We start from the raw sequence: 25,321 nt of genomic DNA, 5'->3' as shown, positions 1-25,321 counted from the left end.
CGAGCCTCGCGCGTCATCGCAATAAACCGCCGATAAGCCCGATACAACAACGGCATCTGCTCCACCGACGCCTCGAACGGGCCGCGCAAAAAGTTCGCCATGCGAATCTCCGCCACATCGCCCAAGGCATCCAGTGCAATGATCGGCGCGAGACGGCGATAGTCGCTGTGACGGTCCTTGTTGCGAAACTCTACGGGGATTTCACACAGTGCACGAAACGCTTCGGGGTCTTCCGTGCGCAGGGCATGGGCGATGGCGAAACCATCGACAAAAATACTCTCGCCGCCGGTGGCATCGTTCACCAGGCAATGCAGGAATTGCAGCCCCGGTTGCAGCTCCCGCGTCGGCAAATCGCTGTGCAACGGCAGGTTGAAGGCGGTGTAGGCATTGCTGTCGGCATCGGCCTTGGATTGCACGTTGAACAGCACGCCGAAATTGCTTTCGCGGATAAACGCAATACGCTTGGCGATCAGCGCCAGTGAGCCGGGTTCGGTCGGTACGCCGCGCACTTGGGTCAAGCCAGAGTCGCGCACCGCCAGCAGCCACTGCAGCAGCGCCTTGGGGTCTTCCATCACGGCGGCGTAGTCGAACACCGGCAACGTGAAGCGGCTGTCCCAGAGCCTGGATTTCGGCCTGGCGGCCTGGCGTTCAGCGCGCGATTCGTCGTCGTAGGCGTGAGCCCGTAACCAGCCGGGATCGTATTGGCTGCGATGGCCGCCGAGCCACTGCACACTGAGAAAACCCTGCTCGATCTGCACATCGACGGCGGTCAGTGCCTCGTCCACATCGACGATTTCCAGCACCTGCTCGCGGGTGACGCTGTACACGCATTCGGTGCACGGGCAGTTATCGCGCAGCCATTGATGATGAAACGGGCTGACCCGTCCATCGGCCCACCGCACGCGAATCTGATCGTTCAGCACCTGCGCATCGGCGAGGTCGCTGATCTTGGGGTAGGTACGAAAATCGGCAACAGCGGCGGCGGTTTGCATGGTGGCTCCTTATGGTTTTTTGGGTGGCAATCCAATCACTCGACCCAGCAGGGCGGGGCGGGGCAGGTCGGCTTGAGCGGTGCTGATGACCGTCAGCTTTTCCAGCGTGGCCTCGGTGAACGGCGCCGAATTCGGCCCTGCCAGGTCGACGTGCAGGAGCATCTGTTCATTGCCGGCCAGTTCCTGCTCATGACCGACTAAATGCAGGCTGTGATAGAGATGCAGGCGCTTGGCGTCGTGGGCGATCAGTTGCGTGTGTACTTCAACCTCGGCCCCCAGTTTCACCTCGTGCAGGTAGTTGAGGTGCAGCTCGAGCGTGAACAACGAGTGACCGCTGGCTGCGCGGTTTTCGCTGTCCAGCCCCAGGGTGTCCATCAGCGCGTCGGTGGCGTAGCTGAAGATCAGCAGGTAGAACGCATCGCGCAGATGGCCGTTGTAGTCCACCCAATCCGGTTGGATTTTGGTGGTATAGGTGGTCAATGCAGGCATGTCTGGGATTCCGGATCATTATTCGGTCAATTGTGGGAGCTGGCTTGCCGGCGATGGCGATGTCGGATTCACCACCGCTATCGCCGGCAAGCCAGCTCCCACAAGGATCAACTGCCGTTATTCGGCGAAGCTCATGCCGTGCTTGGCTTTAGTCACTTTGACCGCCTCCAGCACTGCCAGCAGGCAATCATCACGATAGCGTTCCAGCGCCGAAATGCTGTGGCTGCCGAGTTGATCGCGGGTGCCGTCGACCACATCGTCAATCAACTTGTCGGTGAGTTCCGGTGCCGGCAGGTACGTCCACGGCAACTGCAGCGCGGGGCCGAACTGCGCCATGAAGTGACGCATGCCGGCATCACCGCCTGCCAGGGTGTACGTGAGGAAGGTGCCCATGAACGACCAACGCAAACCGGCGCCAAAACGAATCGCATCGTCGATTTCACCGGTGGTCGCCACGCCGTCATTCACCAGGTGCAGCGCCTCGCGCCACAGCGCTTCGAGCAAGCGGTCGGCGATGAAGCCGGGGACTTCCTTGCGCACATGCAGCGGGCGCATGCCGAGGAATTCATACACAGTGATCGCGGCTTGAATGGCTTGCGGCGCGGTGTGCTTGCCGCCGACCACCTCCACCAGCGGCAGCAGGTACACCGGGTTGAACGGATGACCCACCACGCAACGTTCCGGGTGCGTGGAGCCTTCATAAAACTCGCTGGGCAACAGCCCTGATGTACTGGAGCCGATCAATGCATTCGGCTTGGCCGCTGCGCTGATCTTGCTGTGCAGTTCCAGCTTCAACTCCAGACGCTCCGGGGCGCTTTCCTGGATGAAGTCGGCGTCTTTCACGCACTCTTCAATGGTGGCGACAAAGCGCAGGCGCTCTTGCGAGGCACCCGGTGCCAGGCCTTGTTTCTCCAGGGCACCCCAGGCATTCGCGACGCGCTTGCGCAGGGCGGCTTCGGCACCGGGCGCCGGGTCCCAGGCGACCACATCGAGGCCGTGGGCCAGGGCGCGCGACACCCAGCCGCTGCCGATAACGCCGCTGCCGAGGGCGGCGAAGGTTTTGATTTCAGTGATAAAGCTCATGGAAAATTCCTGAAGTATTCGGTGATTCTCTGTGGGAGCGGGCTTGCTCGCGAATGCGGTGTGTCAGGTGATGCATTGAGTGGCTGATTCACCGCATTCGCGAGCAAGCCCGCTCCCACATGTTTAATTCGCTTTCGGCAAGCAATCAGCCGCGCTTGGCCAGGCCCATCTTGATTCGACCTTCCGCCGGGGTCATGACCCGTGCACCCAGGCGGCTGAGGATTTCACTCGCCCGTTCCACCAGTTGGCCATTGGTCGCCAGCACGCCCTTGTCCAGCCACAGGTTGTCTTCCAGGCCGACCCGCACGTTGCCGCCCAGCAGCACCGCTTGTGCGGCCATCGGCATTTGCATGCGGCCAATGCCGAAGCCGGCCCACACCGCGTCGGCGGGCAGGTTGTCGACCATGGCTTTCATGGTGGTGGTGTCGGCCGGCGCGCCCCACGGAATGCCCAGGCACAGTTGGAACAACGGGTTATCGAGCAGGCCTTCCTTGATCATCTGCTTGGCGAACCACAGGTGGCCGGTGTCGAAGATTTCCAGCTCGGCCTTCACGCCCAGCTCTTGAATGCGCTTGGCACCGGCACGCAGTTGCGCCGGGGTCGACACGTAAATGGTGTCGCCGTCGCCGAAGTTCAGGGTGCCGCAGTCCAGGGTGCAGATTTCCGGCAGCAGCTCCTCGACGTGAGCCAGTCGGGTCAGCGGGCCGACCAGGTCGGTATTGGGGCCGAACTCCATCGGGTGCTCGCCGCCGCCGATCTCCAGGTCGCCGCCCATGCCGGCCGTGAGGTTGACGATGATGTCGATGTCGGCCTCACGGATGCGCTCCATCACTTCGCGGTACAGGGCGACGTCGCGGCTGAACTTGCCGGTGTGCGGATCACGCACATGGCAGTGCACCACGGTGGCACCGGCCTTGGCGGCTTCCACCGCGGCGGCGGCGATTTGCTTGGGGGTGACCGGCACGTGCGGGCTTCTGGCGGTCGTGTCGCCAGCACCGGTGAGTGCGCAGGTGATGATGACGTCGTGGTTCATGAGGCAGGTTCCTTACAGGCGTGGTGGTGCCGTTCGCAGCCAGGAGCGGCTGCGAAACGGTGATGCGGATCAGGTTATTTGCTGCTCAATTGCAGGTTGGCGGCGGCCGGTTTGCCGTCGAACGTGGTCACCCCTTCTAGCCAGCGCTGCTGGTCTTGCGGGTGATCCTTGAGCCACTGCCTGGCGGACTCGAGGGCGTCCTTGTGATCCAGCAACGGCTGCATCATTCGGCTCTCGTCGGCCGCAGTGAAGGTCAGGTTGGTCAGCAGCTTGTGGACGTTGGGGCACTGCTCGGCGTAGTTCGGCGCGGTAACGCTCCACACGGTGGCCATGCCTTCGTTCGGGCCCAGGGCATCGTCGCTGCCGGTGAGGTAAGTCATGGCGACGTTGACGTTCATCGGGTGCGGCGCCCAGCCGAAGAACACCACCGCTTCCTTGCGGCGCACCGCACGGTCGACGGCGGCGAGCATGCCGGCCTCACTGGATTCCACCAGCTGGAACTTGCCGAGGCCGAACTGATTCTTGGCGATCATGGCCTTGATCTGGGTGTTGGCGCCCGAGCCAGGCTCGATGCCGTAGATCTTGCCGCCCAGCTCTTTCTCGAACTTGGCGATGTCGGCGAAGGTTTTCAGGCCTTTGTCGGCGAGGTACGTGGGAACTGCGAGGGTGGCGCGGGCGTCTTCCAGGCTCGGCTTGTCGAGGACCTTGACCTGCTTGGCGTCGACGAACGGCGTGATGGTCTGGGTCATCAGCGGGTTCCAGTAGCCGAGGAACAGGTCCAGGCGCTGGTCGCGGATGCCGGCGAAGATGATTTGCTGGGAGGCGCTGGTCTGTTTGGTCTTGTAGCCGAGGCCGTCGAGCAACACTTGGGTCATGGCGCTGGTGGCGATTACGTCGGTCCAGTTCACCACGCCCATGCGCACGTTCTGGCAAGAGGCCGCATCGGCAGCCAGGACGTTCGTGCTCAAAATGGCGCTGGCGCTGAGTGCGAGCACGCAGCGGCTGATCAGTCGGTTCATGGTGGATCCCTCGGCAGGTCGTTATTGTGGGGTCCGGCGTCTTTGTGCGCCGTGAGGCCAAGTTACGCAGCTTGCGGGTCGAGAAAACGCACGGCGGCGACTCGCTCTTGCACTGCAGCGACCTGCCCCCTTGAATCCGCTCATGAACGGGAGTATCACAGTGCCACGCTGCCCGTCCGACGAGAGCGCCACCATGTCCCAGGATTTCTACTTTCTGCTGATGCCGGGTTTCTCGGCCATCGGTTTTATCTCCGCGTTGGAGCCGCTGCGGGTCGCCAACCGCTTTCGTGGTGAGCTGTACCGCTGGCACATACTGAGCGCCGATGGAGGGGCGGTACTGGCGAGCAATGGCATGTCGGTCAACGCCGATGCCGCGCTGGAACCCCTGAAAAAAGGCGCTACGCTGCTGGTGGTGGCCGGCTTCGAGCCGCTGCAGTTCGCCACACCTGCGCTGGAGCACTGGCTGCGCCGCCTCGACCACGATGGCGTGACCCTCGGCGCCATCGACACCGGCGCGTGTGTGCTGGCCGAAGCCGGTTTGCTCGACGGCCACCGGCTGACCCTGCACTGGGAAGCCATCGACGCCTTCAAGGAATCTTATCCACAGCTCACCGTGACCCAGGAGCTGTTCGAGATCGACCGCCGGCGCATCACCTGCGCCGGCGGCACCGCTTCCATCGACCTGATGCTCGACCTGATCGCCCAGGCCCACGGCCCGGACCTGGCGATCCAGGTCTCCGAGCAATTCGTGCTCGGGCGTATTCGCCCACGCAAGGACCACCAGCGCATGCAGATCGCCACGCGCTATGGCATCAACAACAAGAAGTTGGTGCAGGTGATCGGCGAAATGGAGCAGCACACCGAACCGCCCCTGAGCACCCTGGCCCTGGCGGAGGCGATCAAGGTCACGCGGCGCCAGCTGGAGCGCTTGTTTCGCCTGCACCTGAACGACACACCGAGCAACTTCTACCTCGGCCTGCGCCTGGAAAAAGCCCGGCAACTGCTGCGCCAGAGCGATATGAGCGTGCTGGAAGTGAGCATTGCCTGCGGGTTTGAGTCGCCGTCGTACTTCACCCGGAGTTATCGGGCGCGGTTTGCGAAATGTCCGCGGGAGGATCGGCGACGGGAGGCGGTTTGACGGCCAATTATAGTCGATTATACTCGCTACTATAATTTATAGTCCTTTGCATAATTGAGTATAAAACCATGTCCAAGCACAGCGGCTTTGTATTCCGCCGTCCCGCCCTGGCCAGCAGCATTGCCGATGGCCTGGTGGGGGCTGGCATCCAGGATTTCACCTCGGGCCTGTTTCTAGCGGCGCCGCGTCGCACGGGCAAAAGTACATTTTTGCGCGAGGACCTGATCCCGGAGTGCCAGCTGCGCGGTTGGCTGGCGGTGTATGTCGATCTGTGGGCCGACAAAGAGAAAGACCCCGCGGAGTTGATCGCCAGTGCGATCGCCGCCGCGCTGGTGCCCTATGAAAAGGGCATTCGCAAGCTGGCCAAGAACATTGGCATCGAGAAATTAAGCTTCCTGCGGACCCTGTCCTGGGATTTCACCAAGCCGCAATTGCCCGTTGGTGCGACGCTGACCCAAGCCTTGGAATTGCTCCACAGTGCTGCGGAGAAACCCGTTGTGCTGGTGATTGACGAAGCGCAGCACGCCTTGACCACCGAGTCAGGCATCAATGCGATGTTCGCGCTGAAGGCCGCCCGGGACCAGCTCAACCAAGGGCGTGACGAGGAGGGCAGCGGTTTGCACCTGGTGTTCACCGGTTCCAACCGCGACAAGCTGGCCCATTTGGTGCTGGGCAAGAGTCAGCCTTTCTTCGGCTCCAGCATCACGCCGTTCCCGTTGCTCGGCAAAGAGTTCACGCGAGCCTACACCGCGCACCTCAACGCGCATTTGGCTAAAACCAATCAGTTCAACGCCGCCGACATTGATGACGCCTTCGAGCTGGTAGGCCGTCGCCCCGAAATGCTGCGCACCATTATTGGCGAAGTGGCGCTGGAGCTGGGCGAAGCGAGCAACCTGGGCCAGTTGCTGCACAGCCGCGCCGAATTTCTGCGTGCCGGCGTGTGGACGGAATTCGAAAGTGCCTGGAACAACCTCACCGTCCCCCAGCGAGCCGTGCTTGAGGTCATGGTGCAGCGCTCGCAGAACAACGAACCCTTTGCGCCGTTCACCGACAGCACCCTCACGGCGGTGAGCAAGGCGCTGGAAGCCATGGGCAGCGATGTGGTGCCGGGCACCCAGACGATTCAGGCCTGTATCGATGCCCTGCGCGACAAGGAACTGGTGTGGAAGTCGAGCCGGGGCGGATATGCCCTGGAGGACAAAACCTTCGGCGATTGGCTGCTGCGCAAGCGCTGAAGGGCAGCGCAGGTCAAATGTAGGAGCTGGCTCGCCTGCGATAGCGGTCGATCAGGCAGTGCAGGGTTGTCTGGCAAACCGTCATCGCCGGCAAGCCAGCTCCTACAGGGGGTTGGTGTGTGGCTTATTTCTTCAGCAGGGCCGAACACGCCGCCTTATAGGCTTCATGCTGATACTTGTTCAACGAGGCCGGCAGCTCGAAGTTGTGTTTCTTGTTCTGTGCATTGATGGTCTGCGGCGACAGCAGCGTCACTTCAACCCCCTCCAGCAACTGAAACACGCCTTCGATCTTGAACGTGGTCGGGCCGCCGGCGAACTCGCCTTTTTTGCTGCGCTTCTTGATCGCGATCCGGGTGATGGCGTTGGCCTGCACGAACGCCTTCACCTGTGCCGCAAAGGCTTTGACGTTGGCGGCTTCATCGTCGTCTTCAAGCGCGATTTTCTTGGTGGCCAGGGCGATGTGGGCCAGCGCCTGGTTATCCAGGGAGGCAACGGCGATGATGGCTTCGCTGCCTTTGATTTCGATGCCGCAGAGAGTCATGAGTAGCCTTGATTCAAGAGGAAAGTGACGGGGATTGTCGCTTATTCCTGCCCGATCGACTCCAAAAACTCCGACCGCTCATCACTCATCCGTGCCAGGCAGTCATTTTGCGCAATCGCGTAGGCCTTGGTCCCGTTCACCGCTGGGAAGGTGTCCACGGCGCAGTCGGCGTCACGCAGTTTTTCCCACTTTTGCTGGGCATCCTTCAGACGAGCGGTAATGTCGGCGAGTTTGGTCTTGTCGCTGCCATAGGTCGAACCCATGCGTTCCAGCAGGCCCTGGTAGTTATCCTTGAGCAGCTGTTCGGCGGTGGTTTTGTTGTAGGTGGCGCATTCCAGGGTTTGCTTGTCGTTTTCGATGCCATCGCACGGCGTGCTGTCGGTGTCTTCGGCCGCGTGGACGCCGGTTGCGATGAGTGCCAAAGCCAGGAAAATCGATTTCATTGCGCCGTCTCATATCAGGTGATGCGGAATTCTGGCTCAAGCGTAAGACAAATAACAGCCGCCAGTCAGACACCTCTTAACAGCCTTTGTCGCGGATTGACGCTTTCGGCAATTCCCCTGTCGTTTTTGCACCCGGCTCGGGTTTGCCCTGGGCATATGCTGGCCCCAAAGCGCCGGCAGACGATTCGGCGCATGAATCGCCAATAAGGGGACGCCTGATGAGCCCAGCCGAATTGCACGCCGACAGCATCGTTATCGACGGGCTGATTATTGCCAAGTGGAACCGCGACCTGTTCGAGGACATGCGCAAAGGTGGCCTCACCGCCGCCAACTGCACCGTGTCGGTGTGGGAAGGGTTCCAGGCCACGATCAACAATATCGTCGCCAGCCAGACCCTGATCCGCGAGAACAGCGACCTGGTGATCCCGGTGAAAACCACCGCTGACATCCGCAAGGCCAAGGAGCAGGGCAAGACCGGCATCATCTTCGGCTTCCAGAACGCCCATGCGTTTGAAGACCAGTTGGGCTATGTCGAGATCTTCAAGCAGCTCGGCGTCGGTGTGGTGCAGATGTGCTACAACACCCAGAACCTGGTGGGCACCGGCTGCTACGAACGCGATGGCGGCCTGTCGGGCTTCGGGCGCGAGGTGGTCGCCGAAATGAACCGCGTCGGCATCATGTGCGACCTGTCCCACGTCGGCTCCAAGACTTCCGAAGAAGTCATCCTCGAATCGAAAAAGCCGGTGTGCTACTCCCACTGCCTGCCTTCCGGCCTGAAAGAGCACCCGCGCAACAAGTCCGATGAAGAACTCAAGTTCATTGCCGACCATGGCGGTTTTGTCGGCGTGACCATGTTTGCGCCGTTCCTCGCCAAGGGCATCGATTCGACGATCGACGACTACGCCGAAGCCATCGAATACACCATGAATATCGTCGGCGAAGATGCCATCGGCATCGGCACCGACTTCACCCAGGGCCATGGCCAGGATTTCTTCGAAATGCTGACCCATGACAAGGGCTACGCCCGCCGCCTGACCAGCTTCGGCAAGATCATCAATCCGCTGGGCATTCGCACCGTGGGCGAGTTCCCCAACCTCACCGAGACCCTGCTCAAGCGCGGCCACAGCGAGCGCGTGGTGCGCAAGATCATGGGCGAGAACTGGGTCAACGTCTTGAAGGACGTTTGGGGCGAGTGAATACCTCCGGAGCCTACTCCGCTCGCCGATAGCTGCGTCAGGTCCTCGCGCCAAACTCGCCGTACGTCCCGTACTGCCTCGCTTGTCGCTCCGGTCCTTCCTTGCTCTCGACGTGCTCGCTACGGCTCCAAAGTCATTCACACGGCTTGTTTATAAGAGCAAAGCAAAAGCTTTGCTAAGCACTGAAAACGAATTTTCTGGAGTTAAGTTTCCATGGCCAAGATCGCCCCGCAATTGCCTATCGAAGTCGACAGCGAAACCGGTGTCTGGACCTCCGACGCCCTGCCGATGCTGTACGTGCCGCGCCATTTCTTCGTCAACAACCACATCGGTATCGAAGAAGTCCTGGGCGCCGAGGCCTATGCCGAGATCCTCTACAAGGCCGGCTACAAATCCGCCTGGCACTGGTGTGAAAAAGAAGCCGAATGCCACGGCCTGGAAGGCGTCGCGGTGTTCGAGCACTACATGAAGCGCCTGTCGCAACGTGGCTGGGGCCTGTTCAAGATCCAGGACATCGACCTCGACAAAGGCACGGCCAGCGTCAAGCTCGAACACTCGGCGTTTGTCTATGTGTACGGCAAGGTCGGGCGCAAGGTCGACTACATGTTCACCGGCTGGTTTGCCGGCGCGATGGACCAGATCCTGCAGGCACGCGGCAGCAGCATTCGCACGGTAGCCGAGCAAGTCTACGGCGGCTCCGAAGAGGGCCACGACGACGGCCTGTTCACCGTCAAGCCGTTGTAAGTCGAGGAACCCTGCCATGGCTTTCGAAGCAATGTTCGCGCCGATCCAGATCGGCAAACTGACCATTCGCAACCGCGTGCTCAGTACCGCCCACGCCGAGGTGTATGCCACCGACGGCGGCATGACCACCGACCGCTATGTGAAGTACTACGAAGAGAAAGCCAAGGGCGGGATCGGCCTGGCGATCTGCGGCGGGTCTTCCAGTGTGGCCATCGACAGCCCGCAAGGCTGGTGGAAATCGGTGAACCTGGCCGACGACCGCATCATCCCGCACTTTCAGAACCTGGCCGATGCCATGCACAAGCATGGCGCCAAGATCATGATCCAGATTACCCACATGGGCCGCCGCTCGCGCTGGGATGGCGAGCATTGGCCGACCCTGCTGTCGCCCTCGGGCATCCGCGAGCCGGTGCACCGTGCGACCTGCAAGACCATCGAGCCGGAAGAAATCTGGCGCGTGATCGGCAACTACGCCACGGCGGCGGCGCGCGCCAAGGCCGGTGGCCTGGACGGTGTGGAACTGTCGGCGGTGCACCAGCACATGATCGACCAGTTCTGGAGCCCGCGGGTCAACAAGCGTACCGACGAATGGGGCGGCAGCTTTGAAAACCGCATGCGCTTCGGCCTGGAAGTGTTGAAGGCGGTGCGTAAGGAAGTCGGTCCGGATTTCTGCGTCGGCATTCGTTTGTGTGGCGATGAATTCCACCCGGACGGCCTGTCCCACGAGGACATGAAGCAGATCGCCAAGTATTACGACGACACCGGCATGCTCGACTTCATCGGTGTGGTCGGCTCGGGGTGCGACACCCACAATACCCTGGCCAACGTGATCCCCAACATGAGTTATCCACCGGAGCCGTTCCTGCACCTGGCGGCCGGTATCAAGGAAGTGGTCAAGGCCCCGGTGCTGCACGCGCAGAACATCAAGGACCCGAACCAGGCCACGCGGATCCTGGAAGGCGGCTACGTCGACATGGTCGGCATGACCCGTGCGCACATCGCCGACCCGCACTTGATCGCCAAGATCAAGATGGGCCAGGTCGACCAGATCAAGCAGTGCGTCGGCGCCAACTACTGCATCGACCGCCAGTACCAGGGCCTGGATGTGCTGTGCATCCAGAACGCTGCGACGTCCCGTGAGTACATGGGCGTGCCGCACATCATCGAGAAGTCCACCGGGCCCAAACGCAAAGTCGTGGTGGTCGGTGCCGGCCCGGCCGGGATGGAAGCCGCACGGGTGGCTGCAGAACGGGGCCACGACGTGACCCTGTTCGAGAAGAAAGATTTTATCGGTGGGCAAATCACTACCGCTTCCAAAGCCCCGCAACGCGACCAGATCGCCGGCATCACCCGCTGGTTCCAGCTGGAGTTGGCGCGCCTGAACGTGGACCTGCGCCTGGGCGTGGCGGCGAATGCCGACGCGATCCTCGACCTGCGCCCGGATGTGGTGGTGCTGGCCGTCGGCGGGCATCCGTTCCTGGAACAGAACGAACACTGGGGCGCAGCCGAAGGCCTGGTAGTCAGCAGCTGGGACGTGCTCGATGGCAAGGTTGCGCCGGGCAAGAACGTGCTGGTGTACGACACCATCTGCGAATTCACCGGCATGTCGGTGGCGGATTTCCTGGCGGACAAGGGCAGCCAGGTCGAGATCGTCACCGACGACATCAAGCCGGGCGTGGCCGTCGGCGGTACGTCGTTCCCGACCTACTACCGCAGCATGTACCCCAAGGAAGTGATCATGACCGGCGACATGATGCTGGAAAAGGTCTACCGCGAAGGCGACAAGCTGGTGGCGGTGCTGGAGAACGAATACACCGGCGCCAAAGAGGAGCGGGTGGTCGACCAGGTGGTGGTCGAGAACGGCGTGCGCCCGGATGAAGAACTCTATTACGGGTTGAAAGCCGGCTCGCGCAACAAGGGCCAGATGGACATCGAAGCCCTGTTCGCGATCAAGCCGCAGCCGTGTTTGAGCGAGGCGGGTGAGGGTTACTTGCTGTTCCGCATCGGTGACTGTGTAGCGCAGCGCAATACCCACGCCGCGATCTATGACGCCCTGCGCCTGTGCAAGGATTTCTGACCCAACACCGAACCAATGTGGACTCGGTCAAAAATGTGGGAGCTTCACCATGTTGAACACCTTGCTTCCTGTTCTTTTGTTCGCAGCGATAGGCCTCGCCGTCCTCGGCGCCCTGCGCCGGGTGAACATGTGGCGCCGTGGCCGTGCATCCAAAGTCGACCTGCTGGGCGGCCTGCTGGCCATGCCCAAGCGCTACATGGTCGACCTGCACCACGTGGTCGCCCGTGACAAATACATCGCCAACACCCACGTCGCCACCGCCCTGGGCTTTGTGCTCTCGGCGCTGCTGGCGATCCTGGTGCATGGGTTCGGCCTGCATAACCGCATCCTGGGCTACGCCTTGCTGCTGGCTTCGGTGTTGATGTTTGTCGGTGCCACGTTCGTCTACCTGCGTCGGCGCAACCCTCCTGCGCGGCTGTCCAAAGGCCCGTGGATGCGCCTGCCGAAAAGCCTGATGGCGTTTTCGGTGAGTTTCTTCCTGGTGACGTTGCCGGTGGCCGGGATCCTGCCTGCGGACTTCGGTGGCTGGCTGCTCGCTGTGCTGCTGAGCCTTGGCGTGCTGTGGGGCGTGTCCGAAATGTTCTTCGGCATGACCTGGGGCGGCCCGATGAAACACGCCTTCGCGGGCGCCCTGCACCTGGCCTGGCACCGCCGGGCCGAGCGCTTCGGTGGCGGTCGCTCCACCGGCTTGAAGCCGCTGGACCTCAGCGACAAGACCGCGCCATTGGGGGTGGAAAAACCCAAGGATTTCACCTGGAACCAACTGCTCGGCTTCGACGCCTGCGTGCAGTGCGGCAAGTGCGAGGCCGCGTGCCCGGCATTCGCCGCCGGCCAGCCGCTGAACCCGAAAAAGCTGATCCAGGACATGGTGGTCGGCCTGGCGGGCGGCACCGATGCCAAGTTCGCCGGCAGCCCTTATCCCGGCAAGCCTGTCGGCGAACACAGCGGCAACCCGCACCAACCGATCGTCAATGGCCTGGTGGATGCCGAGACCCTGTGGTCCTGCACCACCTGCCGCGCCTGCGTGGAAGAGTGCCCGATGATGATCGAGCACGTGGACGCCATCGTCGACATGCGCCGCCACCTCACCCTGGAAAAAGGCGCCACGCCGAACAAGGGCGCCGAGGTCCTGGAAAACCTGATCGCCACCGACAACCCCGGCGGCTTCGCGCCGGGCGGACGCCTGAACTGGGCGGCGGATTTGAACCTGCCACTGCTCAGCGACAAAGGCCGCGCCGACGTGCTGTTCTGGGTCGGCGACGGCGCATTCGACATGCGTAACCAGCGCACCCTGCGGGCTTTCGTCAAAGTGCTCAAGGCCGCCAAGGTCGACTTCGCCGTGCTCGGCCTCGAAGAGCGCGACAGCGGCGACGTGGCCCGCCGTCTCGGCGATGAAGCCACCTTCCAACTGCTGGCCACGCGCAATATCCAGACCCTGGCCAAGTACAGCTTCAAGCGCATCGTCACCTGCGACCCGCACAGTTTCCATGTGCTGAAAAATGAGTACGGCGCCTTTAACGGTGACTACGTGGTGCAGCACCACAGCACCTTCATGGCCGAGTTGATCGGCGACGGCGCGCTGAGCCTGGGCCAGCACAAGGGCAACAGCGTGACCTATCACGACCCGTGCTACCTGGGGCGCTACAACGGCGAATACGAGGCGCCGCGCCAGGTGCTGCGCGCGCTGGGCATCGAGGTCAAGGAGATGCAACGCTCGGGCTTCCGTTCACGCTGCTGCGGCGGCGGCGGTGGTGCGCCGATCACCGACATCCCCGGCAAGCAACGTATCCCCGATATGCGCATGGAGGACATCCGCGAAACCGGCGCCGAGCTGGTCGCCGTGGGCTGTCCGCAATGCACTGCGATGCTGGAAGGTGTGGTCGAACCGCGCCCGATGATCAAGGACATCGCCGAACTGGTGGCTGACGCGTTGCTTGAAGACGCCACACCGGCCAAGACCCTGAAACGCGAACCTGCGGAGGTGCACTGATGAGCGACATTATCCGCCGCGACCCACGGGCCGAATGGATCGCCCGCAACCGCCTGCACCCGTTGCATGCAGCGATGCAGCCGGCGCAACACAGCTGGATGGGGCCTAACGGTGTGATTCGCAAAAACGTCCACGGTGTCGGGTTCATCGGCCCCAACGGCATCAAGCGCATCGACCGCAGCGGCGCCCAGCAGGGCGGCGCGGCCAAGCGTACGACGGCGGTGCAGGTGCAGTTGCCGCTGCACCAGGTGCCTGCGCCGGCGTTCTACATCAACGTGGTGCCGGACATGGTCGGCGGCCGCCTGAGCAGCCACGACCGCGACCTGCTCGGCCTCGCGCGGCAACTTGCCGGCAGTGACGGCGCGGTGCTGGCGGTGGTGTTTGGCGAGCACAAGGAAAGCGCCTTTGCCACGGCCGGGGTGGATCGCCTGCTCGTGCTCGACGGCCACGAATTCGACGGTTATGCACCGGAACAACGCGTGCAGGGCCTGCGTGCTGTGGATAACCAGTTCAACCCGCGCCATTGGTTGCTGCCCGACAGTCGCAGCGGTGGCGGTGAGTTGGGTCGGCGCTTTGCCGCCAGCCTCAAGGAACGTCCGGCCACGCGGGTGTGGCAGATCAAGGGCCAGGAGTGCATCGGCCGCGCCGGGGCGGGCCAGGAGGACTTGGCGCGACCGCTGCCGCGCCTGATCCTGGCCGCCGCCGAATGCGCCGAGCCGGTCAGCGAGACCCGCCACGAAGTGTTGCCCGTGGAGTTATCCACAAGCCTGGCGCGCAGCCTGCCGCGCATCGAAGACCTCGGCGCGGTGGCGGTGGACCCGGCAGCGATTCCGATGGCCGAGGCCGAATTCATTTTCTCTGGCGGCAATGGCGTGAAGGACTGGGCGCTCTTCCACCAGACCGCCGCTGCATTGGGCGCCACCGAAGGCGCATCGCGCGTGGCGGTGGACGACGGCTTTATGGCCCGCGATCGCCAGGTCGGCGCCAGTGGCACCTGGGTGACGGCGCGGGTGTACGTGGCCGTGGGGATTTCCGGGGCGATCCAACACCTGCAAGGCATCGGTGCCTGCGACAAGGTGGTGGCGATCAACCTCGACGCCGGCTGCGACATGATCAAGCGTGCCGACCTGTCGGTAATCGGCGAAAGCGCCGCGATTCTGCAAGCCTTGATCGATGCGGTGCAGACATACCGCAACGGCGCCAAGCGCGATGCGGCTTAAGGATATGGCCATGACCACGAATGTAATCAGCCTGGTGTCCATCGGCGCCCACCCGACCTCCGGCCGCCCACGTCGCGCCGAACAGGACGCGCGCGCGGTCGAGTTGGGCCTGCAGATGGCGGGGGACAAATTGCAGGTGCTGCACGCCGGCGATATCCACGAGCCGACCTTGCGCAGCTACCTGGGCATGGGTTTGCCGCAGCTGCACGTGCTCGAACAACCGGCCGGCGCTGATGCCTTGCCAGTGCTCAGTGATTATTTGCGCGAGGCCGGCGCCCAGGTGGTGCTCACCGGCAGCCAGGCCGAAACCGGCGAAGGCTCGGGAATGTTGCCGTTCCTGCTGGCCGAGCAGTTGGGCTGGCCGCTGATTGTCGGCCTGGCGCAGGTGGAGTCCATCGATGGCGGCGTGGCCCACGTGCTGCAAGCCTTGCCCCGTGGCCAGCGGCGCCGCCTGAAGGTACGCCTGCCGTTCCTGGCGACTGTGGATAACGCCGCGCCCAAGCCACGACAAAGCGCCTATGGCCCCGCGCAACGCGGCGAGCTGGCGGCCCATGAGGTTGAGGTCGAGCAGGACGAGTTATTCACCGGCGCGCTGTTGCAGCCGGCCAAGCCACGGCCCAAGCGCCTCAAGGTGATCAAGGCCAAGAGTGGCGCCGACCGCATGAAGGCGGCCACGGCCAAGGCCAGCGGCGGCGGCGGGCAAGTACTCAAGGGCGTGAGCGCCGAAGAGGGCGCCCACGCCATTCTCAAGCTGCTCATCGAAGAAGGCGTCGTACGCTGATTCAGGGCATTACGAGGCCTGTGTGGGAGCTGGCTTGCCTGCGATGGCCTCATCGCGGTCTTGCCCTGGACCGGGTCGCCTGCATCGCGGGCAAGCCCGCTCCCACAGGAAAGCCGGCTGGGCCGGTGTTTTTGCGGCGCGCCTGGAGGATTACCCACAGTCCCTGTTGATCCACCTGTGGATAACCTGTTCGCGGTTGTCCACACCCCCTGCAAATCAAGCCCTGTAGCCCACTGTATGAAAAACAACCAGCCTAACTGACGGTTTTTCCTTGGGTTTTCCTCTTATTCAGCGCCTCTCTGTCCACAGACTTTCCCCCAAAGTCTGTTGGCGCTTCTGTGGATAAGATGTTCGCTATCGGCTGCAGGCCATATAAACAGGGGCTTTCAGGTAGTTGATCGAAATATGATCAATTAGGCTGTATTACCGGCTGTGTGAGCCTGGATACCCCGGTTTATGAAGGTTTGAAGCGGTTTTCCACAGCGCTGGCAAAGTTGCCCCCAAAGTCTGTTGGTGCTTCTGTGGATAAGGTGTTTGCGTACCGCTACAGCCCACGGATTATGTGGCGTGTGAAGGATTGGTCAATAAGTGATCAATAGACCTCTGGAACCGTGAGCTTGAATAAGTCACGGATTTTCTTCAGTTAATTTTGGACGGGTTGCGCAGTTGCCCACAATTGCTGTGGGTGGCTTTGTGGATAAGTTGTTGGGTAAAGGCTGGAGGCACAGTGGTAAAGGGGTGTAGGGGGATTGATCAATTATTGATCACTGCGTGGGACTAAAAGTGGGAGCGGGCTTGCCCGCGAAAGCGGTGTGCCAGTCGTACAATTTACCGGCTGATCCACCGCTTTCGCGAGCAAGCCCGCTCCCACATTTTTATCTGTGGTGTGTCAGTTACTCGTGAACCGCAACGCCCTTGAGGTAAGGCGCGGGCGCCGCCCCCAGGTTGTTGAGCATGCGCTCGCTGTACCAGTCCACGAAGTTCACCACGCCAAATTCATAGGTCTTCGAGTACGGTCCTGGCTGGTAGGCCGTGGAGTTGATGCCGCGCTGGTTCTCTTCGGCCAGGCGCCGGTCCTGGTCGTTGGTGGCGTCCCACACCTGGCGCATGCGCTCCACGTCGTAGTCCACGCCTTCGACGGCGTCCTTGTGCACGATCCACTTGGTGGTGACCATGGTTTCCTGGGCGCTGATCGGCCACACGGTGAACACGATGATGTGGTCGCCCATGCAGTGGTTCCACGAATGCGGCAAGTGCAGGATGCGCATCGAGCCCAGGTCGGGGTTCTTGATGCGGCCCATGAGCTTGGCGCAGCCCTGCTTGCCGTCCAGGGTCATCGACACGGTGCCCTTGAGCAAAGGCATGCGCACGATACGGTTGCGCAGGCCGAAGCTGGCGTGGGCGTAAGGGATTTTCTCGGCATCCCAGGCGGCGGCCGAGGCGGCGACGTGGTCCTTGAAGGCCTGGTCGGCGCGCGGGTCGGTGACGTCGTCCCATTCCAGCAGGGTTTTCAACAGCTCCGGGTGCGACGCGTTGCAGTGGTAGCACTCGCGGTTGTTTTCCAGCACCAGTTTCCAGTTGGCTTTTTCCATCAAGGTGGTTTGCACCGCCACCTTGGTGTTCTCCATGTCGTACGGTTCCATGTAGTGATTGAGCGTCGACAGGAAGTCATCGATGGCCGGCGGATTCTCGGCCAGGCTGATGAAGATGTAGCCGCCGGCGGTCTTCACGTTCACTGGCTTGAGGCCGTACTGCTTCATATCGAAGTCGGCGCCCATCTCGGTGCCGGCGAACAGCAAGCGGCCGTCCAGCTCGTAGGTCCATTGGTGGTAGTGGCACACCAGTTTGGCGACCTTGCCCTTGTCGCTGGTGCACAGGCGCGAGCCCCGGTGGCGGCACACGTTATGGAACGCATGCACCACGCCTTCGGCGCCACGGATCACGATGATCGGGTTCTTGCCCACTTGCAGGGTCAGGTAGTTGCCCTTGGTAGGGATTTCGCAGGTCATGCCGGCGATCAACCATTCTTTCTGGAAGATCTCCTGCATGTCGATATCGAACAGCCGTTCGTCAGAGTAGAACGGCTGCGGCAGCGAGAAGGTGCGCTCGCGCTCTTGCAGCATTTGCGCGGTGGCCTTGCGTGCGGGTTCCAGCGGATCGCCCAAGCTCAGGGTTGCGGTGACGTCCATCGTGTGTGTCCTCATGGCCATTCTGTGTGGCCGGGATAAGTGGCTACGGTTGTTGCTGTGCAAGGCGTAAAGAAAGCGTCGTTGTTGGGAGCGAGTGTGGGGCCGCCGATGCCCTGAACCTTATCCATGAGCGACATGGCCCACTCTGATCCCGACGCGCAACCCCCGTGGTATGGGGGCTGGTCGCGATAAGTATGTGAATGTCGCAGATAGGTAAATGGGTGGTTCTCGCGTTACGCAGAATCGCCACCATCAGGCCGACACACGGCTACGGAGAACAGCATGTCCAACAGCTTCCTGAATCCGGTCACCACCCAGACCTGGGCCAATGGTCGACACATCGTCCGTTGCGTCAAAGTCATCCAGGAAACCTGGGACGTGCGCACCTTCTGCTTCATGGCCGACCAGCCGATCCTGTTCTTTTTCAAGCCGGGCCAGTTCGTGACCCTGGAGCTGGAAATCGACGGCCAGCCGATCATGCGCTCCTACACCATTTCCAGTTCACCGTCGGTGCCTTACAGCTTCTCGGTGACCATCAAGCGCGTGCCGGGTGGGCGTGTGTCCAACTGGCTGCACGACACCCTGCATGAAGGCCAGGAACTGGCGGTGCACGGTCCGGTGGGGTTGTTCAATGCCATCGACTTCCCGAGCCCGAAAGTGCTGTACCTCAGCGGTGGCGTGGGGATTACCCCGGTGATGTCCATGGCGCGCTGGTTCTACGACACCAACGCCAACGTCGACATGACGTTTATCCACAGCGCCCGTTCGCCCAAGGACATCATCTACCACCGCGAGCTGGAACACATGGCGTCGCGGATCGACAACTTCAGCCTGCACCTGATCTGCGAGAAACACGGGCTGGGCGAACCCTGGGCCGGTTATCGCGGCTACTTGAACCACAAGATGCTCGAGCTGATGGTGCCGGACTTCCTGGAGCGCGAAGTATTCTGCTGCGGCCCCACGCCTTATATGAACGCAGTGAAGCGCCTGCTGGAAGCTGCCGGTTTCGACATGGCGCGCTACCACGAGGAATCCTTCGGCGCGACGCCGCCGGAAGCGCGCGCCGATGCGGTGGAGCAAGCCGAACAAGCGGCCGAGGCACCGGAAATCGACCTGGCGGACCTGCACCAGGTGGAGTTCATTGCCTCGGGCAAGAGCATTCGCGTGGCGCCTGGCGAAACCGTCCACGCAGCGGCGGCCAAGCTTGGGCTGTTGATCCCCAAGGCCTGCGGCATGGGCATCTGCGGAACATGCAAAGTGATGAAGCTGGACGGGGAGGTCGAGATGGACCACAACGGCGGGATCACCGAGGAAGACGAAGCCGAGGGCTACATCCTGTCGTGCTGCAGTGTGCCCAAGGGTGATGTGCGCATCGAGTTCTGACCCTCATCCTGATCGTTCCCACGCTCCGCGTGGGAACGCCTCCTTGGACGCTCCGCGTCCCGCTGTGTGACCGAGCATCACGGGCTGCATTCCCACGCAGAGCGTGGGAATGATCAGGTCCAGCGCTGAATCTCGATCAAACCTTCTTGTCCTGCATAGTTGCGGGCACTGGAATATCGCCAGTGTTCCGCCAAGTCCACATAGCCGCGCTTTACCGGGTTGTGGTGAATGTAATCAAGCTTTTGGCGCATCACTGATTCGCTGTACACCAGTTCGGCGTGTGAGCCCTCCTGCCATAGCTGATAAGCCCGATCTGCCTTTTGGGCTCGTTTGCTGAAGCGCAGGCGCTGCAACAATCGTTCAGCTCCTCGGCTATGCAAGTCGTCGATAATGGTTCGGGCTGTGAACGATTTGAATTGAGCGACGCATCTTCCAAGATCCGACGCCTGAGCGATGCAGTGCAGATGGTTTTCGAGGACTACGTAGCCGTAGAGATTGAGATGTTCGTGGGTTTGTTGATAGCGCCAGCAGCTCAATAGATGGCCGACGAGGTAGTCGCGGGTAAATAGCGGTAGCCATTCCATGACGGTGAAAGTCAGGAAGTGTGGCTTTTCAGGTTCGGTAATGGTGTAACGACTTCTGCCCATCAATTCATCCTTGAATCGTGCTGTGGCCTGGACGCGGAGCGTCACGGGCTGCATTCCCACGCAGAGCGTGGGAACGATCAGTTAGAGGTTACTGGGCGTAGATATGCACGACGAAGTGCTGGCCTGATGCTGTCAATTCGTAGACTTTGTCGTAGATCCGCAAGGTCCTGGATGGTTCGCGGATGGTGTCACCGACTTTTGCGTATTTGCGAAACTCATCCCAATCAATGACGGTGGTGCTGATGGTGCCGTCGCCTTGCAGGTTGTTAGTGTTGTTTTGATATTCCATGGTGTAGTCCTCTGCTGGAGTTCCATTTCCGGCCGATTGTTCGGCAGGCGGTGTTACCCGAAAGGAGGTCGCTGCAGCGGCCTTTTCCTTCCGGGTTCCAAGAGGCTAGTCAACGAAAAGCGGGTTCGCTGCTGTCAGAAATATCAAAAAACAGTCTCGGCATTCGGCCAGTATTCGCTGGCCTTTTTCCTACGTTAAGCGTTCATCACTTCCCGAATATCCGCAGCCAATTCTCTTACGCGCTCTTCTTCGGTATCCCACGCACACATGAAGCGCGCACCGCCTTTGCCGATGAAGGTGTAGAAGCGCCAGCCTTTGGCCGTGAGTGCGGCGATGGCCGGTTCCGAGAGTTGCAGGAACACGCCGTTGGCCTGTACCGGGAACATCAATTCCACACCCGGAATGTCTGCCACCAGGCTGCTCAGCAGCTGCGCGCAGTGGTTGGCATGGCGTGCGTGTTTGAGCCAGGCGTCGTTTTCCAGCAGGCCCACCCACGGCGCGGAGAGGAAGCGCATTTTCGACGCCAGCTGGCCGGCCTGTTTGCAGCGGTAGTCGAAGTCTTCGGCCAGTTTGTGGTTGAAGAACAGGATCGCTTCGCCCACCGCCATGCCGTTCTTGGTCCCGCCAAAGCACAGCACGTCGACCCCGGCTTTCCAGGTCAGGTCGGCCGGCGAGCAGCCGAGGAACGCGCAGGCGTTGGAGAAGCGTGCGCCGTCCATGTGCAGGTTCAGGCCCAGCTCCTTGCAGGTAACGCTGATCGCGCGGATTTCTTCCGGGGTGTACACGCTGCCGACTTCGGTGGCTTGGGTCAGGGTGACCACGCGCGGTTTCGGGTAGTGGATGTCCTGGCGCTTGAGGGCGATCTCACGGATCGATTCCGGGGTCAGCTTGCCGTTTTCGGTGCGCGCGGTGAGCAGCTTGGAGCCGTTGGAGAAAAACTCCGGTGCGCCACATTCGTCGGTTTCGACGTGGGCGGTTTCCGAGCAAATCACGCTATGGTAGCTCTGGCACAACGAGGACAGCGCCAGCGAGTTGGCTGCAGTCCCGTTGAAGGCGAAGAACACTTCGCAGTCGGTTTCAAACAGATTGCGGAAACCGTCGGCGGCGCGATGGGTCCATTCATCATCGCCGTAGGCGCGTTGATGGCCCTGGTTGGCTTGTTCCATGGCGGCCCAGGCTTCCTGGCAGATGCCCGAATAGTTGTCGCTGGCGAATTGTTGGCTCTTGTCGGTCATGGCCCATTCCTGTGGTCGATGTTGGTGCGCACTGTAACCAAGATTGTCGGGCGTGCGCACGCACTGTAAATGCAAAGTCACTGGGGAATTATGCACGGCACTGAAACGATTCCTGTCAGACGCGTCCGTGATGGCGCCCTGGACCTGCTCAAGTGGCTGGCGCTGCTGTGCATGGTGCTTGATCACCTGCGCTATGTCGGGCTGAGCCTGGATGGCCTGTACGTACCGGGGCGCCTGGCGTTCCCGTGGTTTTGCCTGGCGATTGCGGCGAATTTGCACAGGGTGAGCCGCGTACCGGTTACCGGCCAATGGCGCTACCTGGGTTGGCTGCTGCTGTTCAGTGTGATCAGTGAAGTGCCGTACCGTCTGTTTATCGACGATGCCGATACCTTGAACGTGCTGCCGACCCTCGCGTTGGGTCTGCTGGTTGCCCGAGGATGGCAGCAGAAGGCGCTGGTTGATCGAGGATTGGCGCTGATTGCGTTAGTTGTCGCCGGCGTATTTTCGGCCCAACTCATGTTCGGTTTCTTTGGCGTCGTGCTGCCGCTGGCGATGCTCGTGGTGTTCCGCCGGCCCTGGTATTTCAGCATATTGCCGGGCCTGGTATGCGTGGCTGCCAATCAATGGCAGATCCTGCTCAGCAGCGGCACGCCAGTGGCGTTAATGGGATTGGCAACATGCCTGATTGCGCCATTGGCCGGACTGGTCTTGTTGCGACATGCCGGGCAGGTGTCGCCCCCCGCTATGCGGCGCTGGGCGTATGCGCTTTATCCAGCGCATTTCCTGCTGTTGCTACTCCTTCGAAAGATCATCGCCTAATCCTTGTGGGCGCTGGCTTGCCTGCGATGCAGACGCCTCGTTCGAGGGGATGCTATCGCAGGCAAGCCAGCTCCCACACAAGCCCGCTCCCATATTTGTTCTGTGTTGTTCCTGCCATGTCGTAAACGCACCTTTGCGTGGCGTCCGTAGGCATTTGACCTGCGGGCGCCAGCCCTACCATCGCATCAAAGGGCCCTGCGAGGGCCTCAACAATACGAAAGGCTGGGAGAGACGCGATGTTCAGCAAAAAAGACCAGATCCAGGGATATGACGACGCACTGCTGGCGGCCATGAATGCCGAGGAGCAGCGCCAGGAAGATCATATCGAGCTGATCGCGTCGGAGAACTACACCAGCAAACGCGTGATGGAAGCCCAGGGCAGCGGCCTCACCAACAAATACGCCGAAGGCTACCCGGGCAAGCGCTACTACGGCGGCTGCGAGCACGTGGACAAGGTCGAGGTGCTGGCGATCGAGCGCGCCAAGCAGCTGTTCGGCGCCGACTATGCCAACGTGCAGCCGCACTCCGGCTCGTCCGCCAACAGCGCGGTGTACCTGGCGCTGCTGAACGCCGGTGACACCATCCTCGGCATGAGCCTGGCCCACGGCGGTCACCTGACCCACGGCGCCAAGGTGTCGTCCTCGGGCAAGCTGTACAACGCGGTGCAATACGGCATCAACACCGACACCGGCCTGATCGACTACGACGAAGTCGAGCGCCTGGCGGTGGAGCACAAGCCGAAGATGGTCGTCGCTGGTTTCTCCGCGTACTCCAAGACTCTGGATTTCCCCCGTTTTCGCCAGATTGCCGACAAGGTCGGGGCGCTGCTGTTCGTCGACATGGCCCACGTCGCCGGCCTGGTTGCCGCTGGCCTGTACCCGAACCCGCTGCCGTACGCTGATGTGGTCACCACCACCACCCACAAGACCCTGCGCGGCCCGCGCGGCGGTTTGATCCTGGCCAAGTCCAACGAAGAGATTGAGAAAAAACTCAACTCCGCAGTATTCCCCGGCGCCCAGGGCGGCCCGCTGATGCACGTGATCGCCGGCAAGGCCGTGTGCTTCAAGGAAGCGCTGGAGCCCGGCTTCAAGGCCTACCAGCAACAGGTCATCGACAATGCCCAGGCCATGGCCGAGGTGTTTATCAAGCGGGGCTACGATGTGGTGTCCGGCGGCACTGACAACCACTTGTTCCTGGTCAGCCTGATCCGCCAGGGCCTCACCGGCAAAGAGGCGGACGCCGCCCTCGGTCGCGCCCACATCACCGTCAACAAGAACGCCGTGCCGAATGACCCGCAGTCGCCGTTCGTGACCTCGGGCCTGCGTATCGGCACCCCGGCGGTGACCACGCGTGGTTTCAAAGTGCCGCAGTGCACCGAACTGGCCGGCTGGATCTGCGACATCCTCGACAACCTCGGCGACGCCGACGTCGAGGCCAACGTGGCCAAGCACGTGTCTGCCCTGTGCGCTGATTTCCCGGTTTATCGCTGAGCGCGGTTTTGGAGTAATGACTATGCAACGCTACTCGGGCTTCGGCCTCTTCAAGCACTCACTCAGCCACCACGAAAACTGGCAGAAGATGTGGCGCACGCCGACCCCTAAAAAGGTCTACGACGTGGTCATCGTCGGCGGGGGCGGGCATGGCCTGGCGACCGCCTACTACCTGGCCAAGGAACACGGCATCACCAACGTGGCCGTGGTCGAGAAAGGCTGGCTGGGCGGCGGTAACACCGCGCGCAACACCACAATCGTGCGTTCCAACTACCTGTGGGACGAGTCGGCGCACCTCTACGAACACGCGATGAAGCTCTGGGAAGGTTTGTCCCAGGACCTGAACTACAACGTGATGTTCTCCCAGCGCGGCGTCTACAACCTGTGTCACACCCTGCAGGACATCCGAGATTCCGAGCGCCGCGTGAGTGCCAACCGCCTCAACGGCGTGGACGGCGAACTGCTCAACGCCAAGCAAGTGGCGGATGAGATCCCGTACCTCGACTGCTCGAAAAATACCCGCTACCCGGTGATGGGCGCCACCGTGCAACGGCGTGGCGGCGTGGCTCGTCATGATGCCGTGGCCTGGGGCTTTGCCCGCGCCGCTGATGCACTCGGCGTGGACTTGATCCAGCAGACCGAAGTGATCGGTTTCCGCAAGGAAAACGGCGTGTGCATCGGCGTGGAGACCAACAAGGGCTTCATCGGCGCCAAGCGCGTCGGCGTGGTCACCGCCGGTAATTCCGGGCACATGGCTTCGCTCGCGGGCTTTCGCCTGCCGATCGAATCCCACCCGTTGCAAGCACTGGTGTCGGAGCCGATCAAGCCGATCATCGACAGCGTGATCATGTCCAACGCCGTGCACGGCTACATCAGCCAGTCCGACAAGGGCGACCTGGTGATCGGCGCGGGTATCGACGGCTACAACGGCTACGGCCAGCGCGGCTCTTACCCGGTGATCGAACACACCATCCAGGCCATTGTCGAGATGTTCCCGGTGCTGTCGCGCGTGCGCATGAACCGCCAATGGGGCGGCATCGTCGACACCACGCCGGACGCCTGCCCGATCATCTCCAAGACCCCGGTCCCGAACATGTTCTTCAACTGCGGTTGGGGCACCGGTGGCTTCAAGGCCACGCCTGGCTCAGGCAACGTGTTTGCCGCCAGCCTCGCCAAGGGTGAAATGCACCCGCTGGCAGCGCCTTTCTCCATCGACCGTTTCCACAACGGTGCGTTGATCGATGAACACGGCGCTGCAGCCGTCGCTCACTAACAGGAGAAATTCCCT

At 61.7% G+C, this 25,321-nt stretch carries 23 protein-coding genes; 12 read left to right on the top strand and 11 right to left on the bottom strand.

Annotated features, from left to right (window positions below; all coding sequences use genetic code 11):
• The 5 genes from BBG20_RS15110 to BBG20_RS15090 form a co-directional block, all read right to left on the bottom strand.
• On the bottom strand, positions 1-992 hold a 992-nt coding region (locus tag BBG20_RS15110; protein ID WP_065904798.1), incomplete at its 3' end, for a TauD/TfdA family dioxygenase.
• 9 nt (positions 993-1,001) lie between these two features.
• Entirely contained in the window at positions 1,002-1,481 is a 480-nt protein-coding gene (locus BBG20_RS15105; RefSeq protein ID WP_065904797.1) for a thioesterase family protein, read from the bottom strand.
• Positions 1,482-1,598: 117 nt separating this feature from the next.
• Entirely contained in the window at positions 1,599-2,564 is a 966-nt protein-coding gene (locus BBG20_RS15100) for an L-carnitine dehydrogenase (protein ID WP_065904796.1), read from the bottom strand.
• A gap of 145 nt (positions 2,565-2,709) precedes the next feature.
• Entirely contained in the window at positions 2,710-3,597 is an 888-nt protein-coding gene (locus BBG20_RS15095) for a BKACE family enzyme (protein WP_065904795.1), read from the bottom strand.
• Between the two features lie 74 nt (positions 3,598-3,671).
• Positions 3,672-4,616 carry a choline ABC transporter substrate-binding protein gene (locus tag BBG20_RS15090; protein ID WP_065904794.1) on the bottom strand — a complete coding sequence of 315 codons (945 nt, stop codon included), beginning with the start codon at positions 4,614-4,616 and terminating at the stop codon, positions 3,672-3,674.
• 193 nt (positions 4,617-4,809) lie between these two features.
• On the opposite strand from BBG20_RS15090, the gene BBG20_RS15085 reads away from it, so the two are divergent.
• Together BBG20_RS15085 and BBG20_RS15080 are read left to right on the top strand one after the other, a co-directional pair.
• Positions 4,810-5,754 carry a GlxA family transcriptional regulator gene (locus BBG20_RS15085; protein WP_065904801.1) on the top strand — a complete coding sequence of 315 codons (945 nt, stop codon included), beginning with the start codon at positions 4,810-4,812 and terminating at the stop codon, positions 5,752-5,754.
• A gap of 68 nt (positions 5,755-5,822) precedes the next feature.
• Positions 5,823-6,989, top strand: coding sequence for an AAA family ATPase (locus BBG20_RS15080; protein ID WP_065904792.1), 1,167 nt, complete (start codon positions 5,823-5,825; stop codon positions 6,987-6,989).
• Positions 6,990-7,113: 124 nt separating this feature from the next.
• Here the strand turns inward: BBG20_RS15080 and BBG20_RS15075 are convergent, their stop codons facing one another.
• Together BBG20_RS15075 and BBG20_RS15070 are read right to left on the bottom strand one after the other, a co-directional pair.
• The gene (locus BBG20_RS15075; protein ID WP_065904790.1) at positions 7,114-7,530 is read right to left on the bottom strand and encodes a DUF3010 family protein; all 417 of its coding nucleotides are present in this window, start codon (positions 7,528-7,530) and stop codon (positions 7,114-7,116) included.
• A 41-nt stretch (positions 7,531-7,571) separates the two neighbouring features.
• Positions 7,572-7,973 (bottom strand): lysozyme inhibitor LprI family protein, encoded by a 402-nt coding sequence (locus BBG20_RS15070; protein ID WP_034109800.1) that lies wholly within the window; start codon positions 7,971-7,973, stop codon positions 7,572-7,574.
• Positions 7,974-8,191: 218 nt separating this feature from the next.
• Between BBG20_RS15070 and BBG20_RS15065 the strand changes: the two genes are divergently transcribed.
• From BBG20_RS15065 to etfB, 6 genes are all read left to right on the top strand, one after another.
• A complete protein-coding gene (locus BBG20_RS15065; RefSeq protein ID WP_065904789.1) occupies positions 8,192-9,169 on the top strand; it encodes a dipeptidase in 978 nt (325 codons plus the stop codon).
• A 213-nt stretch (positions 9,170-9,382) separates the two neighbouring features.
• A complete protein-coding gene (locus BBG20_RS15060; RefSeq protein WP_065904787.1) occupies positions 9,383-9,913 on the top strand; it encodes a DUF5943 domain-containing protein in 531 nt (176 codons plus the stop codon).
• Positions 9,914-9,929: 16 nt separating this feature from the next.
• On the top strand, positions 9,930-11,990 hold the full coding sequence (gene dgcA, locus BBG20_RS15055; protein WP_065904785.1) for a dimethylglycine demethylation protein DgcA: 2,061 nt from the start codon (positions 9,930-9,932) through the stop codon (positions 11,988-11,990).
• A 49-nt stretch (positions 11,991-12,039) separates the two neighbouring features.
• Positions 12,040-13,980, top strand: coding sequence for a dimethylglycine demethylation protein DgcB (dgcB, locus tag BBG20_RS15050; RefSeq protein ID WP_065904783.1), 1,941 nt, complete (start codon positions 12,040-12,042; stop codon positions 13,978-13,980).
• Complete coding sequence (etfA, locus tag BBG20_RS15045) at positions 13,980-15,200, top strand: electron transfer flavoprotein subunit alpha (protein WP_065904781.1); 1,221 nt, start codon at positions 13,980-13,982, stop codon at positions 15,198-15,200. Before dgcB ends, etfA begins: the two co-directional genes overlap by 1 nt.
• Positions 15,201-15,210: 10 nt before the next feature.
• Entirely contained in the window at positions 15,211-15,981 is a 771-nt protein-coding gene (gene etfB, locus BBG20_RS15040) for an electron transfer flavoprotein subunit beta (RefSeq protein WP_065904779.1), read from the top strand.
• Positions 15,982-16,874: 893 nt separating this feature from the next.
• On the opposite strand, the gene gbcA is transcribed toward etfB, so the two are convergent.
• Positions 16,875-18,170 (bottom strand): glycine-betaine demethylase subunit GbcA, encoded by a 1,296-nt coding sequence (gene gbcA / locus BBG20_RS15035; RefSeq protein ID WP_065904777.1) that lies wholly within the window; start codon positions 18,168-18,170, stop codon positions 16,875-16,877.
• Positions 18,171-18,452: 282 nt separating this feature from the next.
• Here gbcA and gbcB point away from each other — a divergent pair, with 282 nt between their 5' ends.
• Positions 18,453-19,553, top strand: a complete 1,101-nt coding sequence (gene gbcB / locus BBG20_RS15030) for a glycine-betaine demethylase subunit GbcB (RefSeq protein ID WP_065904775.1) — start codon at positions 18,453-18,455, stop codon at positions 19,551-19,553.
• A gap of 113 nt (positions 19,554-19,666) precedes the next feature.
• Here gbcB and BBG20_RS15025 read toward each other — a convergent pair whose 3' ends face one another.
• The 3 genes from BBG20_RS15025 to BBG20_RS15015 form a co-directional block, all read right to left on the bottom strand.
• Positions 19,667-20,200: an REP-associated tyrosine transposase gene (locus tag BBG20_RS15025; protein WP_065904773.1), complete on the bottom strand. Its 534-nt coding sequence runs from the start codon at positions 20,198-20,200 to the stop codon at positions 19,667-19,669.
• Positions 20,201-20,288: 88 nt separating this feature from the next.
• Positions 20,289-20,489 (bottom strand): hypothetical protein, encoded by a 201-nt coding sequence (locus tag BBG20_RS15020; RefSeq protein WP_065904771.1) that lies wholly within the window; start codon positions 20,487-20,489, stop codon positions 20,289-20,291.
• A gap of 194 nt (positions 20,490-20,683) precedes the next feature.
• The gene (locus tag BBG20_RS15015) at positions 20,684-21,724 is read right to left on the bottom strand and encodes a threonine aldolase family protein (protein WP_065904769.1); all 1,041 of its coding nucleotides are present in this window, start codon (positions 21,722-21,724) and stop codon (positions 20,684-20,686) included.
• A 90-nt stretch (positions 21,725-21,814) separates the two neighbouring features.
• On the opposite strand from BBG20_RS15015, the gene BBG20_RS15010 reads away from it, so the two are divergent.
• From BBG20_RS15010 to BBG20_RS15000, 3 genes are all read left to right on the top strand, one after another.
• Positions 21,815-22,543 (top strand): TraX family protein, encoded by a 729-nt coding sequence (locus BBG20_RS15010; protein WP_065904768.1) that lies wholly within the window; start codon positions 21,815-21,817, stop codon positions 22,541-22,543.
• Positions 22,544-22,779: 236 nt separating this feature from the next.
• Positions 22,780-24,033 carry a serine hydroxymethyltransferase gene (gene glyA, locus BBG20_RS15005; protein WP_065904767.1) on the top strand — a complete coding sequence of 418 codons (1,254 nt, stop codon included), beginning with the start codon at positions 22,780-22,782 and terminating at the stop codon, positions 24,031-24,033.
• A 22-nt stretch (positions 24,034-24,055) separates the two neighbouring features.
• Complete coding sequence (locus BBG20_RS15000) at positions 24,056-25,306, top strand: sarcosine oxidase subunit beta (protein ID WP_003209185.1); 1,251 nt, start codon at positions 24,056-24,058, stop codon at positions 25,304-25,306.
• The last annotated feature ends 15 nt before the right edge of the window (positions 25,307-25,321 follow it).

Origin of the sequence: Pseudomonas aylmerensis, from assembly GCF_001702265.1 — a bacterium.
Lineage (GTDB): Bacteria > Pseudomonadota > Gammaproteobacteria > Pseudomonadales > Pseudomonadaceae > Aquipseudomonas > Aquipseudomonas aylmerensis.
The sequence above is the reverse complement of the archived record's forward strand: the minus strand, read 5'-3'. Positions and strand labels throughout refer to the sequence as shown.

Excerpts from the sequence above, each read along its gene's own strand:
- BBG20_RS15105 (WP_065904797.1), bottom strand. The coding sequence starts at position 1,481 with ATGCCTGCATTGACCACCTATACCACCAAAATCCAACCGGATTGGGTG.
- BBG20_RS15100 (WP_065904796.1), bottom strand. The coding sequence starts at position 2,564 with ATGAGCTTTATCACTGAAATCAAAACCTTCGCCGCCCTCGGCAGCGGC.
- BBG20_RS15095 (WP_065904795.1), bottom strand. The coding sequence starts at position 3,597 with ATGAACCACGACGTCATCATCACCTGCGCACTCACCGGTGCTGGCGAC.
- BBG20_RS15090 (WP_065904794.1), bottom strand. The coding sequence starts at position 4,616 with ATGAACCGACTGATCAGCCGCTGCGTGCTCGCACTCAGCGCCAGCGCC.
- BBG20_RS15085 (WP_065904801.1), top strand. The coding sequence starts at position 4,810 with ATGTCCCAGGATTTCTACTTTCTGCTGATGCCGGGTTTCTCGGCCATC.
- BBG20_RS15080 (WP_065904792.1), top strand. The coding sequence starts at position 5,823 with ATGTCCAAGCACAGCGGCTTTGTATTCCGCCGTCCCGCCCTGGCCAGC.
- BBG20_RS15075 (WP_065904790.1), bottom strand. The coding sequence starts at position 7,530 with ATGACTCTCTGCGGCATCGAAATCAAAGGCAGCGAAGCCATCATCGCC.
- BBG20_RS15070 (WP_034109800.1), bottom strand. The coding sequence starts at position 7,973 with ATGAAATCGATTTTCCTGGCTTTGGCACTCATCGCAACCGGCGTCCAC.
- BBG20_RS15065 (WP_065904789.1), top strand. The coding sequence starts at position 8,192 with ATGAGCCCAGCCGAATTGCACGCCGACAGCATCGTTATCGACGGGCTG.
- BBG20_RS15060 (WP_065904787.1), top strand. The coding sequence starts at position 9,383 with ATGGCCAAGATCGCCCCGCAATTGCCTATCGAAGTCGACAGCGAAACC.
- dgcA (WP_065904785.1), top strand. The coding sequence starts at position 9,930 with ATGGCTTTCGAAGCAATGTTCGCGCCGATCCAGATCGGCAAACTGACC.
- dgcB (WP_065904783.1), top strand. The coding sequence starts at position 12,040 with ATGTTGAACACCTTGCTTCCTGTTCTTTTGTTCGCAGCGATAGGCCTC.
- etfA (WP_065904781.1), top strand. The coding sequence starts at position 13,980 with ATGAGCGACATTATCCGCCGCGACCCACGGGCCGAATGGATCGCCCGC.
- etfB (WP_065904779.1), top strand. The coding sequence starts at position 15,211 with ATGACCACGAATGTAATCAGCCTGGTGTCCATCGGCGCCCACCCGACC.
- gbcA (WP_065904777.1), bottom strand. The coding sequence starts at position 18,170 with ATGGACGTCACCGCAACCCTGAGCTTGGGCGATCCGCTGGAACCCGCA.
- gbcB (WP_065904775.1), top strand. The coding sequence starts at position 18,453 with ATGTCCAACAGCTTCCTGAATCCGGTCACCACCCAGACCTGGGCCAAT.
- BBG20_RS15025 (WP_065904773.1), bottom strand. The coding sequence starts at position 20,200 with ATGGGCAGAAGTCGTTACACCATTACCGAACCTGAAAAGCCACACTTC.
- BBG20_RS15020 (WP_065904771.1), bottom strand. The coding sequence starts at position 20,489 with ATGGAATATCAAAACAACACTAACAACCTGCAAGGCGACGGCACCATC.
- BBG20_RS15015 (WP_065904769.1), bottom strand. The coding sequence starts at position 21,724 with ATGACCGACAAGAGCCAACAATTCGCCAGCGACAACTATTCGGGCATC.
- BBG20_RS15010 (WP_065904768.1), top strand. The coding sequence starts at position 21,815 with ATGCACGGCACTGAAACGATTCCTGTCAGACGCGTCCGTGATGGCGCC.
- glyA (WP_065904767.1), top strand. The coding sequence starts at position 22,780 with ATGTTCAGCAAAAAAGACCAGATCCAGGGATATGACGACGCACTGCTG.
- BBG20_RS15000 (WP_003209185.1), top strand. The coding sequence starts at position 24,056 with ATGCAACGCTACTCGGGCTTCGGCCTCTTCAAGCACTCACTCAGCCAC.